Origin of the sequence: Streptomyces misionensis, assembly GCF_900104815.1 — a bacterium.
Classification (GTDB): Bacteria; Actinomycetota; Actinomycetes; order Streptomycetales; family Streptomycetaceae; genus Streptomyces; species Streptomyces misionensis.
Genome location: NZ_FNTD01000004.1, coordinates 4,758,351 through 4,773,921 on the forward strand (window position 1 = coordinate 4,758,351; position 15,571 = coordinate 4,773,921).

The window sequence follows — 15,571 nt, forward strand, 5'->3', positions numbered from 1 at the left end:
TTCGGGACTGCCGGCCGGCACAGCGGTCACCCAGGCACCGCGGGCCTGTCCCAACGAACACCTGTACGGCGAGGAGGAGCGGTACGTGAACGAGAGCAGGGCGGACGTCGTCGCCTCCGCGGCCGCCGCCTCCGCCGCGGGGGCGGCCGGCAGCTGGCGCAGGGCGACCGGCGTCGTCGGCACCGCGATAGGCGTCCTCGCCGCGGGAGCGGCGGCCGGCGTCGCCGTCGAGCGGATGACGGTGGGGCGCTCGATGCGCCGCAAGGCCCGCCTCGCGCTGGACGCCGCGGGCCCCTACGGCACCCTGCGCGGCACCCCGGGCAAGGCGTACGCCGACGACGGCACCGAGCTGTACTACGAGGTCGACGAGGCCGAACCGGACACGGGCGCGGACCCCTCCCCGCGCCGGCTGCGGCTCTTCGGCCGCAAGGCGCCGGCGCCGGTCACCGTCGTCTTCTGCCACGGCTACTGCCTCAACCAGGACTCCTGGCACTTCCAGCGCGCTGCCCTGCGCGGGGTCGTGCGCACCGTGCACTGGGACCAGCGCAGCCACGGCCGCTCCGGGCGGGGCGTGGCGCAGAACCGGGACGGGGAGCCGCTCACCATCGACCAGCTCGGCCGCGATCTGAAGGCCGTCATCGACGCCGCCGCACCGGACGGGCCGATCGTGCTGGTGGGCCACTCGATGGGCGGGATGACCATGATGGCGCTCGCCGCCGAGCACCCGGAGCTGATCCGGGACCGGGTGGTCGCCGCCGCGTTCGTGGGCACCTCCCCGGGCCGGCTCGGCGAGGTCAACTTCGGGCTGCCGGTGGCCGGCGTCAACGCGATACGCCGGGTGCTGCCCGGGGTGCTCAAGGCGCTCGGGCAGCAGGCGGAACTGGTGGAGCGCGGGCGCCGGGCCACCGCCGACCTGTTCGCCGGGATCATCAAGCGGTACTCCTTCGCCGGGCGGGACGTCGACCCGGCCGTGGAGCGGTTCGCGGAGCGGATGATCGAGTCCACGCCGATCGACGTGGTCGCCGAGTTCTACCCGGCCTTCACCGACCACGACAAGACCGGGGCGCTGGCCTGCTTCCGGGACATGCCGGTGCTGGTGCTGGCGGGCGTGCAGGACCTGGTGACGCCGAGCGCGCACAGCGAGGCGATAGCCGACCGGCTGCCCGACGCGGAGCTGGTGCTGGTGCCGGACGCCGGGCACCTGGTGATGCTGGAGCACCCGGAGGTGGTCACCGACCGCCTCGCCGACCTGCTCACCCGCGCGGGCGCGGTGCCGGCAGGGGCTACCGTAAGTGCCTATGGAACGTCCAGCAGCAGCACCGTACGACCCCGCTGAGCCCGACCGGGCCGAGACCCGGCTGACGATCACCTCCCCGGAGCGGATGCGGGAGCTGGGGCGGCGCCTCGCCAAGCTGTTGCGCGCCGGTGACCTGGTGATGCTCTCCGGGGAACTGGGCGCGGGCAAGACCACGCTGACCCGCGGGCTCGGCGAGGGGCTCGGGGTGCGGGGCGCGGTCACCTCGCCGACCTTCGTGATCGCCCGGGTGCACCCCTCCCTCGGCGACGGCCCGCCCCTCGTCCACGTGGACGCCTACCGGCTCGGCGGCGGCCTCGACGAGATGGAGGACCTGGACCTCGACGTCTCGCTCCCGGACTCCGTGATCGTCGTGGAGTGGGGCGAGGGCAAGGTCGAGGAGCTGACCGAGGACCGGCTCCGGATCGTCATCCACCGCGCCGTCGGCGACACCACCGACGAGGTACGGCACCTGACCCTGACCGGGCTGGGGGAGCGGTGGGCCGACGCGGGCCTGGAGACGCTCACGGCCTGAGCCGCCGGTTTTTCCGACAGGCCGTCGGCAAGATGTTGCGCGGGCTGCCGTGGCGTGATGACATGGGGTTCAGCTCGTAGTGAGGCATGCCTTACTGCGCCGCACCGCACCTCAGGAGGCGTCCATGCCCCCTTCCCGCCCCCCGCGGCAGCCCGGCCCCGCCCCGGTGCCCATGCAGACCCTGCTGGCGGCATGCGCGGCCGCGGCGGTGATCTCCCGCCCGCCGAGAGCCCCGGAACCACGCGCCCCTCGTCGGCCGGACCAGACCCGGCGCGCGGCGTGAGCCCGGCCCGGACGGCGTGAGCCCGGCCCGGACGGGATGAGCCCGGCGCGTTCGCCGCACCGGCCCGGCCGCCGGACCGGCCGGCACGACGTCAGCGGATCACCACGATCCGTTCGCCGATCGTCGCGAACTTCCACAGGGCGTCGCCGTCCGGGCGCGTCTCGCGGATGCCGCCCGTCCTGGTGCCCGCGTCGGCGGCCGGGACGGCGTCGCTGCGCACGGGAGCGCTGAAGCCGATGGTGACGCCGTCGACCGTGGTGAAGCGGACCACGTGTTCGATGGGGATGCCGTCGGTCCCGGTGACCGCGTGCGAGCGCGAGGTCACCCAGTACGTGCCGACCGGCGGGTCCACGGTGCCCGGCCGTACCCGGAAGGTGCGCAGCACCCGGTCGCCCGCGCCGACCAGCCACACCCGGTCGTCGTCCACCGAGTACACGACCCGTTCACCCTTGCCCGAACCGTCCGGCAGGGCGGTCGGGTGGCGCCGGTCCCGGGGTGCCTTGCCGGCCGGGGCCCCGGGCGAGCCGTTCGCCGACGGCCGGGCGCCCAGGCCCGCCGGTACGGTCGCCTGCGCCTGGTAGGCGAGGAAGCCGACCGTTCCGATGGCCGCCGCGGTGAGGCCCGCCACGATTCCCGAGCTGGTCCCTGTCACCCGCGCCTCCTCCGCCTCGCGCCATATGTCGTACTTCGTACAGACCGTAGCAGCCGGTGACCGTCCGCCCCGGGCGGGCGTGCACGAGGCGCGGGCGCCGTAGGCTGTTCGCGTGCTCTTGCTCGCTCTGGATACCGCAACGCCCGCCGTCACCGTCGCCCTGCACGACGGAACGGACGTCATCGCCTCGTCGAGCCAGGTGGACGCGCGCCGGCACGGGGAGCTGCTGCTGCCGGCCGTGGACCGGGTCCTCGCCGAGGCCGGCCTCAAGCTGGAGGCGGTCACCGGGATCGTCGTCGGCACCGGCCCCGGCCCCTACACCGGGCTGCGCGTCGGCCTGATGACCGCCGACACCTTCGGGCTGGCGCTCGGCGTCCCCGTGCACGGCGTGTGCACGCTGGACGGCCTCGCCTACGCCGCCGACATCGAGAAGGGCCCCTTCGTCGTGGCGACCGACGCCCGGCGCAAGGAGGTCTACTGGGCGACGTACGCCGACTCCCGCACCCGGCTGACCGGCCCGGCCGTGGACCGCCCGGCCGACATCGCCGAGAAGGTCGCCGGGCTCCCGGCGGTCGGCGCCGGTGCCCTGCTCTACCCGGACACGTTCCCGAGCGCCCACGAGCCCGAGCACGTGTCCGCCGCCGCGCTGGCCGCGCTCGCCGCCGGGAAGCTGGCCGCGGGCGAGGAGCTGGAGGCGCCGCGGCCGATGTACCTGCGCCGCCCGGACGCCCAGGTCCCCAAGAACTACAAGGTGGTCACCCCCAAGTGACCGCACGACTGCGCGAGATGCGCTGGTGGGACATCGACCCGGTCCTGGAGCTGGAGAAGGACCTGTTCCCCGAGGACGCCTGGTCCCGGGGCATGTTCTGGTCCGAGCTGGCCCACTCCCGGGGCCCGGCGGCCACCCGCCGCTACGTGGTGGCCGAGTCGGAGGGCCGCGTCGTCGGCTACGCCGGCCTGGCCGCCTCCGGGGATCTGGCCGACGTCCAGACCATCGCCGTCGCCCGGGACCAGCAGGGCTCCGGTCTGGGCGGGCGGCTGCTGACCGACCTGCTGCGGGCGGCGACCGCGTTCGAGTGCCGCGAGGTGATGCTCGAATGCCGGGTCGACAACGTCCGCGCGCAGAAGCTGTACGAGCGCTTCGGCTTCGCCCCCATCGGGTTCAGGCGCGGTTACTACCAGCCGGGGAACGTGGACGCCCTGGTGATGCGCCTGACCGACCCTTCCGCATCTGTTCAAGGAACCGAGATCAATGGCTGACGAACCCCTCGTCCTCGGCATCGAGACCTCCTGCGACGAGACCGGCGTCGGCATCGTGCGCGGCACCACCCTGCTGGCCGACGCCGTCGCCTCCAGCGTGGACGAGCACGCCCGCTTCGGCGGCGTCGTCCCCGAGGTGGCCTCCCGTGCCCACCTGGAGGCGATGGTCCCGACCATCGACCGCGCGCTCAAGGAGGCCGGGGTCACCGCCAAGGACCTCGACGGCATCGCCGTGACCGCGGGGCCGGGCCTCGCGGGCGCCCTCCTCGTCGGCGTCTCCGCCGCCAAGGCCTACGCCTACGCCCTCGGCAAGCCCCTGTACGGCGTCAACCACCTGGCCTCGCACATCTGCGTCGACCAGCTGGAGCACGGCCCGCTGCCGGAGCCGACGATGGCGCTGCTGGTCTCCGGCGGCCACTCCTCGCTGCTGCTGTCCTCGGACATCACCTCCGACGTACGGCCGATGGGCGCCACCATCGACGACGCCGCCGGCGAGGCCTTCGACAAGATCGCCCGCGTGCTCGACCTGGGCTTCCCCGGCGGCCCGGTCATCGACCGGTACGCCCGCGAGGGCGACCCCGCGGCCATCGCCTTCCCGCGCGGTCTGACCGGCCCGCGCGACCCGGCGTACGACTTCTCCTTCTCCGGTCTGAAGACCGCCGTGGCCCGCTGGATCGAGGCCAGGCGGGCGGCCGGCGAGGAGGTGCCGGTGCGCGACGTGGCCGCCTCCTTCCAGGAGGCCGTGGTGGACGTGCTCACCCGCAAGGCCGTGCGGGCCTGCAAGGACGAGGGCGTCGACCACCTGATGATCGGCGGCGGTGTCGCGGCCAACTCCCGGCTGCGCGCCCTCGCCCAGGAGCGCTGCGAGGCGGCCGGCATCCGGCTGCGGGTGCCGCGCCCCAAGCTGTGCACGGACAACGGCGCGATGGTGGCCGCGCTCGGCGCCGAGATGGTCGCCCGCAACCGGGCCGCCTCCGGCTGGGACCTGTCGGCGGACTCCTCCCTGCCGGTGACCGAGTCGCACGTGCCCGGCCACCACCACGGCCACGACCATGTGCACGAGGTCAGCAAGGAGAACCTGTACTCATGACGGTCGCGCTGATGTGGGAGGCGCGCGCCCCCGAGGGCCGGGGCGCCGAGCTGCTGGCCTGGGCGCGCGCGCAGGCCCTCCCCGAGCGGCCGGTGCGCCGCGAGACCTTCCGCGCCCCGCGGGACCGGGTGCTGGTCATCACGTGGTGGGACGCGCCGTACGACGCCGTGGTGCCCGAACTGCCGGACCCCGGTCCGGAGCTGGTGACCCGGCCGGTGCACCGCTGGCGCTTCGAGCCGGTGGCCGCCGACTGAGTTTGCGGCGCCCGCCCGCATCGGTCTATGATCATCACACAGCGAACGGCCGGAACTCCGGTACGAACGCAGTGCGTTGGTGGTCCAAGGAAAGACGCCCCGCTTCCTGCGGGGAGATGCAGGTGCAAGGCCTGCCCGGCGCTCCACTCACACCCCGCTCCCGGAACCCCGGGGGCGGGGTGTTCTCGTCGCCCGCACCATCAGCCCGACGAGCACCGCGAGCAGCACCGCCGACGACCCCGTCGTCCCCAGGTCCAGGCCGCCCTTGGCCACCGGCTTGGTCAGCAGGTCGCCGGCGGTGGCGCCGAGCGGGCGGGTCAGTACGAAGGCGATCCAGAAGAGCAGCACGTTCGGCACCGCCTCCACCCTGATCAGCGCGACCAGCACCAGCAGCAGTCCGGTCACCAGGGCGGCGCCGCCCAGGTAGCCGAGGCCCGAGCTGTCGGAGAGGAAGTCGCCCATCGACGTGCCGAGCGTGTTGGAGACGAGGATCGCCGTCCAGAACAGCGCCTCGCCCCGGAAGGTGACGATCTCGGTGATCCGGAAGGTCATCCCGCTGAGCCTCCAGCCGAGGAAGACCAGCAGCAGGAGCGACACCAGGATCGCGGCGCCCTCCGGATAGCCGAGGCCGAGGCCCTGCGGACCCCAGCCGAGCCTCGTGTCCCCGGCCGGGAGGTAGCGCGCGTCGGCCGCGCGGTTCATGAAGTCGGACAGGGTGGTGCCGGCCATGGAGGTCGACAGGATCACCGTCCAGTAGCAGAACGGCCGGTAGCGCGCCGAGCGCAGCTGGACCACGAGCGTCACCACGAAGACCAGGAACAGGGCGACGGTGGTGAGGAAGTAGCCCAGCCGGAGGGTCTGGGAGAACAGGTCGCCCGCGGTCTCGCCCAGGGTCGTCGCCGCGATCTTCATGATCCAGAAGGCGAGCGTGACCTCGGGCAGTTTCCGCGTCACGGAGTGCGGGGTCGTCACGGGTGGTGCTCCTGTGAGGGGGTGTCAGATGAGTGACGACCCTCGCAGGAGCTTTCTGAACGGGTCCTGAACGCGGGGCGCACAGGGCTTGTTCTTTGCCGAGGTTCGCGCCCTCGGCGTACACCCCATGGCCCCGCGCCCCCCGGTTCAGCCCTCCGTCACCGTCACCTCGCAGCGCAGCCGCCGCTCCGTCCCCACCGCACGCACCGGCCCGGTCAGCCGCAGCCGCGTCCGGTGCCGGACGTCGGCGCTCGACGCGCTCAGGCGCAGCTCCAGATCGCCCGGCTCCACCACCCGCTCGCCCGTGCGGTCGGTGAAGGCCGACAGGTCGGGGTGGAAGTGGAAGGTGAGCCGGCGGGACTCGCCGGGGTCCAGCTCCACGCGCTGGTAACCGATCAGGCGGACGTCGGGCCGGGTCACCGAGGCCACCGGGTCGTGCAGATAGAGCTGGACGACCTCGGCCCCGGCGCGCTCGCCCGTGTTGCGCACGGTGAGCGAGAGGTCGTACGAACCGTCGGTCGGCAGCTCCGCCTCGGGGCCGTGGACGTCCTCCCAGGCGAACGCGGTGTACGAACCGCCGTGGCCGAAGGGGTACAGCGGGGTCGGGTCCAGGTTGCTGACCTCGCCGGCCAGGCCCAGCGGGGGCTGGAGGTAGGTCCAGGGCTGGCCGCCCGGCCCGCGCGGCACGCTCACCGGGAGCCGGCCCGAGGGGTTCACCCGGCCGGACAGCACCCCGGCCAGCGCCGGGCCGCCCTCCTCGCCGGGGAAGAAGGCCTGGACGACCGCGCCGAGGCGGCCCTGCCAGCGGCCCAGCGCGTACGGGCGGCCGGTCAGCAGCACCAGCACGACCGGCACCCCCGTCTCGACCAGTGCGTCCAGCAACTCGGCCTGGACGCCCGGGAGTTCCAGGTCCTCCGCGTCGCAGCCCTCGCCCGAGGTGCCGCGTCCGAACAGCCCCGCCCGGTCGCCGAGGACGGCTACGCACACCTCCGCCTCCGTGGCCCGCGCCACCGCCTCCGCGAACCCGGAGGTGTCCGGCTCGGAGACCCCGCAGCCCTCCGCGAACGTCACCTTGGCGTCCGGCAGTTCGGCCCGGAGGGCGTCCAGCACGGTCGGGATGTCGATGCCCGTCTCCACCTCGGGGTGGTGGGTGAGCACATGGGACGGGAAGGAGTAGCAGCCCAGCATCGCCAGCGCGTCGGCGGCGCGCGGCCCGACCACCGCGATCCGCGCCTGCGGCGCCAGCGGCAGCACCTCGTCCGGGTTGTCCAGCAGCACCACCGACTCCTCGGCGAGCCGGCGCGCCAGCGCGCGGTTGCCGGCCGAGTCCAGGTCGATGTCCTCGCCGGTCTCCGGCGACCAGTCGGGGTCCAGCAGGCCCAGCTCGCACTTCTGGAGCAGCACCCGGCGCAGCGCCCGGTCCACCAGCGCCTCGGGCACCCGCCCCTCCCGCACGGCCGCCACCAGCGGCTTGCCGTAGCAGTTCAGGGTGGGCAGCTCGACGTCGATGCCCGCCTCCAGTGCCGCGTGCGCGGCCTCGGCGGGGTTGCCGGCCACCCGGTGCAGCGACTGGAGGAAGCCGATGCCGAAGTAGTCGGCGACGACCGTTCCGGTGAATCCCCACTCGTCGCGCAGCAGCCGGGTGAGCAGCGCGGGGTCCGCCGAGGCCGGGACGCCGTCCGTCTCGGTGTACGCGGCCATCACCGAGCGGGCCCCGCCCTCGCGCAGCGCCATCTCGAACGGCGGCAGCGTCACGTCGGTCATCTCCCGGGCGCCCGCCCGCACCGGCGCCAGATTGCGGGCGCCCGCCGAGGCCGCGTACCCGGCGAAGTGCTTGAGCGTGGCCACGATCCCGGCCGACTCCAGGCCCCGCACGTACGCCGCGCCGATCGTGCCGACCAGGTACGGGTCCTCGCCGATGGTCTCCTCCACCCGGCCCCAGCGCAGATCCCGGACCACGTCCAGGACGGGCGCCAGGCCCTGGTGGACGCCGACCGAGCGCAGGTCGTGGCCGATGCGCCCGCCCAGCTCCGCCACCAGGGCGGGGTCGAAGGTCGCGCCCCAGGCCAGCGGCACGGGGTACGCCGTCGCCCGCCACGCGGTGAAGCCCGCCAGACACTCCTCGTGGGCCACCGCCGGGATGCCGAAGCGGCTCGCCTCGGCGATCCGGCGCTGGGCGCGGGCCAGTGCCTGGGCGCCCAGCTCCGGGTCCACCGGGGCCGTGCCGAAGGAGCGGGTCAGCTGGCCGAGGCCGAGGGTGATCAGCTCGTCCCAGTCGTAGTCCGCGGTCATCTCGCGCTGGAGCGGCGCGACCCCGTCGCCGTCGGTGTCCGCGCCCACCCAGACGCCGTACAGCTGGGCGGTCTTCTCCTCCAGGGTCATCCGGGAGATCAGGTCGTCGACACGGGCGGCGGCGGGCAGCGCGGGGTCGCGCCAGGGGGCGGTGCTCATGGAACTCCTGTCGGGGAAGGGGGACCGGTCGGCGATCACTTGCCGCCGACGCCCATCAGGCCGCCCACCAGCGCGCGGCGGGCCACCAGGTAGACGGCGAAGATCGGGATGCCGGAGAGGACGACCGAGGCGAGCAGGGCGGGGATGTTCACGCCGAACTGGCTCATGTAGTTGAACAGGCCGAGGGTCAGCACGCGCGGCCCCTCGGACTGGGTGAAGATCAGCGGGAAGAGGAAGCCGTTCCACGCCTGGAGCGCCGCGTAGATCACGACGGTGCTGATGCCGCCCTTGGACATCGGGATGACCAGCTGGAACAGCATCCGGGTGGGCGAGGCGCCGTCCAGGGCCATCGCCTCGTACACCTCCTCGGAGATGTCCCGCATGGTGCCGGTGAGGACCAGGATGGCCACCGGCATCGCGAACGCGGCCGTCGGCAGGATGATCGCGAGCAGGCTGTCGTAGAGGTTCAGCTTGGTGATCATCAGGTACAGCGGTACGACGACCGCCTGCGCCGGGATGGCCACACCGAGCAGGAACAGCCGGAAGGCGGCCCCCGACCAGAAGCCGCGGGTTCGCACCGCGACGTAGGAGAGCGGTACGCACAGCACCAGCACGATCACCACGACGGCGGCGGCCGCCAGCACGGTGTTCCACAGCAGGTGGAAGAAGGAGTTGTGCAGCACCGTGTCGTAGTTGGACCAGGTCGGACTGCTGGGCGGCTTCAGGGCGTTGTGGCCCAGCGCCTGGTCCTGCGGGGTGAGCGAGGCCGAGATCATCGCGTAGATCGGGACGATGACGACGACCAGCCAGACGAAGGAGCCGAGGCCGGCCAGCGGATTGGGCCGCTGGGTCCAGTGCCGGCGGCGGCGCCCGTCCGGCCGGGCCGCGGGCGCGGCGCCGGTCTTCACGGGGTGGGGCAGCGTGTCGTGAGACACCTCGTCACATTCCTTCCCGGGTGCTGCGCATCGCGCCGAAGCCGGACAGCCGGACCAGCAGCAGCGACAGCGCGGTCGCGGCCACCACCAGGAAGGAGGCGATGGCGCTGGCGTAGCCGAAGTCGTAGCTCTTGAAGCCGGCTTCGTACATCAGGTACGGCACGATCGCCGTGTCGGTGCCGGGGCCGCCCTGGGTGAGGATCAGGACGGTCTCGAAGTAGGTCAGCGAGCCGACCACCATCAGCACCCCGGAGGTGGTCGCGGTGTTGCGCAGCTGGGGGAGCGTGATGGAGAAGAACTGGCGCCAGCGGCCCGCACCGTCGATGGCCGCCGCCTGGTAGAGGACCTCGGGGATCTGCCGGGCCCCGCCCTGGTAGATCAGGGTGTGGAAGGGGATGAACTGCCAGCCGCCGACGAACACGATGGCGAGGAAGGCGCCGTTGGTCGAGCCGAGGGTGTCGCCGGGCATGATGCCGAAGTTGGGGTCGAGCAGGGCGTAGAACAGCAGCGAGATCGCCGTCGAGGACAGCAGGAACGGCACGAAGAAGACCGCCGACAGGATCGCGCGGTTGCGCTGCCTGCCCGCCGCCCAGACGCCGAGCAGCAGCGAGATCACCGTCTGGAAGGCCCAGCTGACCACCGTGAGCAGCACGGTGACCGTGAGGGACTGGGTGAGCCGGCCGTCGTCGAACAGCTTCTGCCAGTTGGCGAAGCCCACCGGCTGGGGGTTGCCCAGACCGTTCCACTTGGTGAAGGAGAGGCAGAAGGCCAGCACCATCGGGACGACGGCGAAGAACGCGAAGAACAGTACGGCGGGCAGGGCCAGGGCGGCGTGCGGGCGGCCCGCGTTCGCCCCGGCCCCGCGCCGCGGGCGGCCCGCGCCGGTGCGCGAGCCGCCCTTCGTGACGGTGTCGCTCACTTCAGCCCCTGGAGCGCCGACACGAACTGGCTCGGCGAGGACTTGCCGACGAACAGCTTGTTGACCTCGGTGAGCATCGGCGTCGACACGTTCGGGTCGACGGCCTGGTCCCAGCTCAGCGTGAACGCCGGCGCCTGCTGCACCATCTGGTACTGGAACTTGGCGAACACGGGGTTCGGCGAGGCGTCGAGCAGCTTCTCGGCGTTGGCCGTGGTCGGGATGGCGCCGATGGCGACCAGCTCCTTGGCGTACGTCTGCGAGGCGCAGTCGCGCAGGAAGGCGAACGCGGCGTCCTTGTTGGACGTACGGGCGTTGACCGACCAGTAGTTGGTGGGGTTGCCGACGACGTTGCGGATGTCGCCCGCGCCGCCCTCGACCGTCGGGAACGCGGTCCAGCCCAGCTCCTTGCGGGCGAAGTCCGGGAACTTGCCGAGCTGGGTGTTGTACTCCCAGGAGCCCATCAGGTGCATCGCGGCCTTGCCCTTGGCGAACACGGCCGGGGCGCCGCCGTTGGTGTAGGCGACCGAGCTGAAGCCCTTGCCGAAGGCGCCGTCGTCGACGAGTTCCTTGACCGTCTGGGCGGCCTTGAGGACGGCCGGGTCGCCCCAGCCGGAGGCGTCGCCGTTCTTGATCCGGTCGAAGACCTGGGGGCCGCCGATCCGGTCGACCAGGTACTCCAGCCACATCAGCTCGGGCCAGATGTCCGCGCCGCCCAGCGCGAAGGGGGTGATCCCGGCCCGCTTGAGCTTCTTGTTGATGTCGAGCAGCTGGTCCCAGGTGGTGGGCGGCTGGAGCTTCTGCTCGGCGAAGAGGGTCTTGTTGTAGAAGAGGATCACGGGCTGCATGCCGCGCATCGGTATGCCGTACTTGCGGCCGCCCAGGCCGCCCGCCGTGAGCACCGAGGGCAGGAAGCCGTTCTTCAGGACCGGGTCCGACTCAATGACGTCGGTGAGGTCCACCAGCTGCTTGGCGTCCCGGTATGCCTTGATGGAGCCGCCGCCCCAGTTGAAGAAGACGTCCGGGGCGTTGGGGGAGCCCATCGCGGTGCGCAGCTTCGTCGGGTACTCCGAGCCGGGCACCTTCTCCAGCTTGATCTTGCCCTTGGCCTTCTTCGCGGCGGCCGACGCGTTGAACCGGTCGATCGCCTGGACCTGGACCTTGGCGTCGCCGTCGCCGTACACGAAGGCGGTGAGGGTGCCCCCGCCCCCGGAACCCCCGGAGGAGCCGCAGGCCGTGAGTCCGGCAGTTCCGGCGGTGACGAGTGTGGTGGCGCCGGCGCCGAGCACCCAGCGCCTGCTGAACATGTGCCCGCCGTTGGACGTGGTGGACTCCATTGACCCTGGCCTCTCGCAATATTTCGAGTGAGGTTCCGAATGTTCCGGGAACGTATGGCGGAACAGGGGGTTCGTCAAGGGGTCGCGCAGGGATACGATCGCGGACATGAAGCCTGGGAAGCCCGCAGAAGCGCAGACCGCGACGCTCGCCGAGATCGCCCGAGAGGCCGGGGTCTCCGCTCCGACTGTTTCGAAGGTCCTCAACGGCAGAGCCGATGTCGCACCGTCGACCCGTACCCGCGTCGAGGAGCTGCTGCGCACCCACGGCTACCGGCGCCGGCGCGCCGAGGCATCCCGCTCGCCGCTGATCGACCTGGTCTTCCACGAGCTGGAGAGCGCCTGGGCGATGGAGGTCATCCGGGGCGTGGAGAACGTGGCGCAGTCGGCCGGGCTCAGCGTGGTGCTGTCCGAGTCCGCCGGGCGGCTCACCCCCGGGCGCTCCTGGGCCGACCAGGTCGCCGCCCGCCGCCCGCACGGGGTGGTGCTGGTCCTGTCCGAACTGGACGCGGGCCAGCAGGCGTTGCTGACCAGCAGGTCCATCCCGTTCGTGGTGGTGGACCCGGCCGGCGACCCGGGTCCGGACGTGCCGTCCATCGGCGCCACCAACTGGCAGGGCGGTCTGGCCGCCACCCGCCATCTGGTCGAGCTGGGACACACCCGGATCGGCGCCATCAGCGGGCCCACCCGGATGATGTGCAGCCGCGCCCGGATCGACGGCTACCGCGCCGCCATGGAGACGGCCGGGCTGCCCGTCGACCCCTCGCTCGTCCTGGACGGGGACTTCCACCACGAGGCCGGCTACCGCCTGGGCCTGGAGCTGCTGCGCCGCCCCGACCGGCCCACCGCGATCTTCGCCGGCAACGACCTCCAGGCCCTGGGCCTCTACGAGGCCGCCCGCGAGCTGGGGCTGCGCATCCCCGAGGACCTCAGCGTGGTCGGCTTCGACGACCTGCCGGTGGCCCGCTGGGTGGGCCCGCCGCTGACGACCGTGCGGCAGCCGCTGACCGAGATGGCCGAGGCGGCGGCCAGGCTGGTGCTCGAACTGGGCAGCGCGCAGGAGGAACGGGCGGCCACCCGGCTGGAGTTGGCCACGAGCCTGGTGGTGCGGTCGAGCACGGCACCGGTGCGGCCGGCGGAGTGACCGAAATTTTCGGCTCCGGTACCGGGGCGCCTCCATGAGAATTCCGGAAGAAAACCAAATCGTGATGCTTCAGCTAACGGTCCGCTAATAATTCGGACTTACGTTCCTGTCGTGACGCGACACGAGGAGCACGGCGACGCGGAGATACGCGTGCGCCGGCGATCGAGAACGCTGCGGATCGCCGGTCTGACCCTGGCGACCGCCCTGGTGCTGGCCACGGCCACCGCGGGCTATGCGTACTGGCATCTCAACCACAACATCACAAGCGTCGACATCAACAGCGCGCTCGGCGACGACCGTCCGGCGCCCGCACCGGCCCCGAGCGCGTCCTCGGCCGCCGCGCCGCTCCCGTCCGGCCCCCTGAACATCCTGGTCCTCGGCTCGGACTCGCGCAGCGGCGAGGCCGACAAGGAACTGGGCGGCGGCGACAGCGAGGGTGCCCGCTCGGACACCGCGATGGTGGTGCACATCGACGCGGGCCGCACCGCCGCCACCGTGGTCAGCATCCCGCGCGACACCCTCGTCACCCGCCCGTCCTGTCCGCTGCCCTCCGGGGGCACTACGGCGGTGGCGTACGGCTCCATGTTCAACAGCGCCTTCTCGGTGGGCGGTCCGGTGTGCGCGGTGAAGACGGTCGAGTCGGTCACCGGGGTGCGCATGGACCACTTCGTCGAGATCGACTTCGCCGGTTTCGCGAGGCTGGTGGACGCGCTCGGCGGGGTCGACGTCACCACGGGCCAGGACATCGACGACGACAAGAGCCACCTCCATCTGAAGGCGGGCCCCCACCACCTCGACGGCAAGCAGGCGCTGGCCCTCGCGCGCACCCGGCACGGCATCGGCGACGGCAGCGACCTGGGCCGCATAGGTCTCCAACAGCTCCTGGTGAAGGCCCTGTTGGAACAGATCTCCGGCACGGACCTGCTCGCCGACCCGGCCAAGCTCTACCAGGTCGCCGACGCGGTCACCGCGAGCATCACCACCGACACCGGCCTGGACTCGCTCGCCGAACTGACCAGCCTGGGCAAGAGCCTGAAGGGGCTGAGCGCCGACCACGTGAAGACGGTGATGATGCCGGTCGTCCAGGCGCCCTCGGACCCCAACCGGGTGATCGCGAAGGAGCCGGACGCACAGGACCTGTGGGAGTCCCTGCGCCGCTGACCAAGTGACCGGGGGCCTGCCGGGGGACGCGGGCCGCCGAGCGGCCCGTCAGGGGGCCGCCGGTGGCCGGGCGGGCCCGCCGATCAGCATCGTGGGCGCGCCCGCCACCCGGGTCAGGAACACCGTCGCCGCGTTCGGCCCCTGCGGCTTGACCTTGCGGCGCAGCTCTTCCGGCTCGACCGCCGACCCCCGCTTCTTCACGGTCAGCGTGCCGACCTCGCGCTCGCGCAGCAGCGCCTTCAGCTTCTTCACGTTGAAGGGGAGCCGGTCGGTGATCTCGTAGGCGGTGGCGTACGGCGTGGGGTGCAGCGCGTCGGCGGTGATGTAGGCGATGGTCTCGTCCAGGAGCCCCCCGCCGACCTCCTGCGCCACCTCGGCGACCAGGTGCGCGCGGATCACGGCGCCGTCCGGCTCGTACAAGTACGGCCCGACCGGCCGGACTTCGGGGTCCGGCAGCCCCCGTCCGAGCAGTGTGCGCGGGCCGGGCAGCAGGGTGGCGCGCACCGCGCCCGGCGACCCGGTGCCGAACCAGAACACCGCCTCCTTCACGTCGCCGCCGTCGGAGATCCACTCGGCCTCGGCCTCCGGGGGCACCGCCTCGTGCGGCACGCCCGGGGCGATCTTCAGCGCGGCGTGCGGGGCCCGGCGCGCGGCGGACACCGCCCACGACAGGGGCGGCGAGTACGCCTCGGGATCGAAGATCCGCCCGCCGCCCCGCGCCGAGGTGCCCCGTCGCGCGGGATCGACGAACACGGCGTCGTACCCGCCGGTGTCCACCTCGGTGACGTCGGCCTCGCGCACCTCGATCAGGTCGGCGAGCCCGAGGGCCTCGGCGTTCGCCCGCGCCACGGCCGCCGTCAGCGGGTCCCGGTCCACGGCGAGCACCCGGATGCCGGCCCGCGCCAGCGCGATGGCGTCCCCGCCGATCCCGCAGCACAGGTCCGCCACCGAGGTCACCCCGAGATCGGTCAGCCGCCGCGCCCGGTACGCCGCCACACCGGCCCGCGTCGACTGCTCGACCCCGTTCGGGGTGAAGAACATCCGCTCCGCGTCCGCCTTCGCGAACTTGGCCGCCGCCCGCTGCCGCAGCCGGGCCTGGCCGAGCGCGGCCGACACCAGTGCGGCCGGGTGGTCGCGGCGCAACCGGGTGGCGACGGCCAGTTCGTCGGCCGGGGCGGTGTCGCGGACCTCTTCAAGGAGGGCCCGGCCTTCGGGGGTGAGGAGGGGAGCGAGGTCGTTCACCGGGTCATTGTGGGCCAGTCGGTGGATGGTGCGCCTCCGGGCGGCGTT

The 15,571-nt window shown here is 72.8% G+C and carries 15 protein-coding genes; 8 read left to right on the forward strand and 7 right to left on the reverse strand.

The window, feature by feature from the left end:
• Positions 1 to 85: 85 nt before the first annotated feature.
• Together BLW85_RS23395 and tsaE are read left to right on the forward strand one after the other, a co-directional pair.
• Positions 86 to 1,336, forward strand: a complete 1,251-nt coding sequence (locus BLW85_RS23395) for an alpha/beta fold hydrolase (protein ID WP_074993022.1) — start codon at positions 86 to 88, stop codon at positions 1,334 to 1,336.
• Positions 1,299 to 1,829, forward strand: coding sequence for a tRNA (adenosine(37)-N6)-threonylcarbamoyltransferase complex ATPase subunit type 1 TsaE (gene tsaE, locus BLW85_RS23400; protein WP_070026295.1), 531 nt, complete (start codon positions 1,299 to 1,301; stop codon positions 1,827 to 1,829). The genes BLW85_RS23395 and tsaE overlap by 38 nt, the downstream gene beginning before the upstream one ends.
• A gap of 374 nt (positions 1,830 to 2,203) precedes the next feature.
• Here the strand turns inward: tsaE and BLW85_RS23405 are convergent, their stop codons facing one another.
• The gene (locus BLW85_RS23405) at positions 2,204 to 2,764 is read right to left on the reverse strand and encodes a hypothetical protein (protein WP_074993023.1); all 561 of its coding nucleotides are present in this window, start codon (positions 2,762 to 2,764) and stop codon (positions 2,204 to 2,206) included.
• 112 nt (positions 2,765 to 2,876) lie between these two features.
• On the opposite strand from BLW85_RS23405, the gene tsaB reads away from it, so the two are divergent.
• Genes tsaB through BLW85_RS23425 form a run of 4 tightly spaced genes read left to right on the forward strand, consistent with a single transcriptional unit; the run spans position 2,877 to position 5,368 of the window.
• Positions 2,877 to 3,533 (forward strand): tRNA (adenosine(37)-N6)-threonylcarbamoyltransferase complex dimerization subunit type 1 TsaB, encoded by a 657-nt coding sequence (gene tsaB, locus BLW85_RS23410; RefSeq protein ID WP_070026293.1) that lies wholly within the window; start codon positions 2,877 to 2,879, stop codon positions 3,531 to 3,533.
• A 17-nt stretch (positions 3,534 to 3,550) separates the two neighbouring features.
• The gene (rimI, locus tag BLW85_RS23415) at positions 3,551 to 4,024 is read left to right on the forward strand and encodes a ribosomal protein S18-alanine N-acetyltransferase (protein ID WP_074996177.1); all 474 of its coding nucleotides are present in this window, start codon (positions 3,551 to 3,553) and stop codon (positions 4,022 to 4,024) included.
• Positions 4,017 to 5,114, forward strand: a complete 1,098-nt coding sequence (gene tsaD / locus BLW85_RS23420) for a tRNA (adenosine(37)-N6)-threonylcarbamoyltransferase complex transferase subunit TsaD (protein ID WP_070026292.1) — start codon at positions 4,017 to 4,019, stop codon at positions 5,112 to 5,114. The genes rimI and tsaD overlap by 8 nt, the downstream gene beginning before the upstream one ends.
• Positions 5,111 to 5,368 (forward strand): hypothetical protein, encoded by a 258-nt coding sequence (locus tag BLW85_RS23425; protein WP_074993024.1) that lies wholly within the window; start codon positions 5,111 to 5,113, stop codon positions 5,366 to 5,368. The genes tsaD and BLW85_RS23425 overlap by 4 nt, the downstream gene beginning before the upstream one ends.
• A 147-nt stretch (positions 5,369 to 5,515) precedes the next feature.
• Here BLW85_RS23425 and BLW85_RS23435 read toward each other — a convergent pair whose 3' ends face one another.
• The 5 genes from BLW85_RS23435 to BLW85_RS23455 form a co-directional block, all read right to left on the reverse strand.
• Entirely contained in the window at positions 5,516 to 6,340 is an 825-nt protein-coding gene (locus BLW85_RS23435) for a COG4705 family protein (protein ID WP_070026290.1), read from the reverse strand.
• Positions 6,341 to 6,487: 147 nt separating this feature from the next.
• A complete protein-coding gene (locus tag BLW85_RS23440; RefSeq protein WP_070026289.1) occupies positions 6,488 to 8,791 on the reverse strand; it encodes a beta-xylosidase/alpha-l-arabinosidase in 2,304 nt (767 codons plus the stop codon).
• A gap of 35 nt (positions 8,792 to 8,826) precedes the next feature.
• Positions 8,827 to 9,726, reverse strand: coding sequence for a carbohydrate ABC transporter permease (locus tag BLW85_RS23445; RefSeq protein WP_079172396.1), 900 nt, complete (start codon positions 9,724 to 9,726; stop codon positions 8,827 to 8,829).
• Between the two features lie 4 nt (positions 9,727 to 9,730).
• Complete coding sequence (locus BLW85_RS23450) at positions 9,731 to 10,645, reverse strand: carbohydrate ABC transporter permease (RefSeq protein WP_070026288.1); 915 nt, start codon at positions 10,643 to 10,645, stop codon at positions 9,731 to 9,733.
• Complete coding sequence (locus BLW85_RS23455; RefSeq protein ID WP_070026287.1) at positions 10,642 to 11,979, reverse strand: ABC transporter substrate-binding protein; 1,338 nt, start codon at positions 11,977 to 11,979, stop codon at positions 10,642 to 10,644. Before BLW85_RS23455 ends, BLW85_RS23450 begins: the two co-directional genes overlap by 4 nt.
• 106 nt (positions 11,980 to 12,085) lie before the next feature.
• Here BLW85_RS23455 and BLW85_RS23460 point away from each other — a divergent pair, with 106 nt between their 5' ends.
• The gene (locus BLW85_RS23460; protein WP_070026286.1) at positions 12,086 to 13,120 is read left to right on the forward strand and encodes a LacI family DNA-binding transcriptional regulator; all 1,035 of its coding nucleotides are present in this window, start codon (positions 12,086 to 12,088) and stop codon (positions 13,118 to 13,120) included.
• A gap of 111 nt (positions 13,121 to 13,231) precedes the next feature.
• The gene (locus BLW85_RS23465; protein ID WP_208624888.1) at positions 13,232 to 14,281 is read left to right on the forward strand and encodes an LCP family protein; all 1,050 of its coding nucleotides are present in this window, start codon (positions 13,232 to 13,234) and stop codon (positions 14,279 to 14,281) included.
• Positions 14,282 to 14,329: 48 nt separating this feature from the next.
• Here the strand turns inward: BLW85_RS23465 and BLW85_RS23470 are convergent, their stop codons facing one another.
• On the reverse strand, positions 14,330 to 15,523 hold the full coding sequence (locus BLW85_RS23470; RefSeq protein ID WP_074996179.1) for a THUMP-like domain-containing protein: 1,194 nt from the start codon (positions 15,521 to 15,523) through the stop codon (positions 14,330 to 14,332).
• Between the last annotated feature and the right edge of the window lie 48 nt (positions 15,524 to 15,571).

Bases quoted from the DNA above. Each gene is read 5' to 3' on its own strand.
- BLW85_RS23440 (WP_070026289.1), bottom strand. From the start codon at position 8,791: ATGAGCACCGCCCCCTGGCGCGACCCCGCGCTGCCCGCCGCCGCCCGT.
- rimI (WP_074996177.1), top strand. From the start codon at position 3,551: ATGCGCTGGTGGGACATCGACCCGGTCCTGGAGCTGGAGAAGGACCTG.
- tsaD (WP_070026292.1), top strand. From the start codon at position 4,017: ATGGCTGACGAACCCCTCGTCCTCGGCATCGAGACCTCCTGCGACGAG.
- BLW85_RS23425 (WP_074993024.1), top strand. From the start codon at position 5,111: ATGACGGTCGCGCTGATGTGGGAGGCGCGCGCCCCCGAGGGCCGGGGC.
- BLW85_RS23460 (WP_070026286.1), top strand. From the start codon at position 12,086: ATGAAGCCTGGGAAGCCCGCAGAAGCGCAGACCGCGACGCTCGCCGAG.
- BLW85_RS23455 (WP_070026287.1), bottom strand. From the start codon at position 11,979: ATGGAGTCCACCACGTCCAACGGCGGGCACATGTTCAGCAGGCGCTGG.
- tsaE (WP_070026295.1), top strand. From the start codon at position 1,299: ATGGAACGTCCAGCAGCAGCACCGTACGACCCCGCTGAGCCCGACCGG.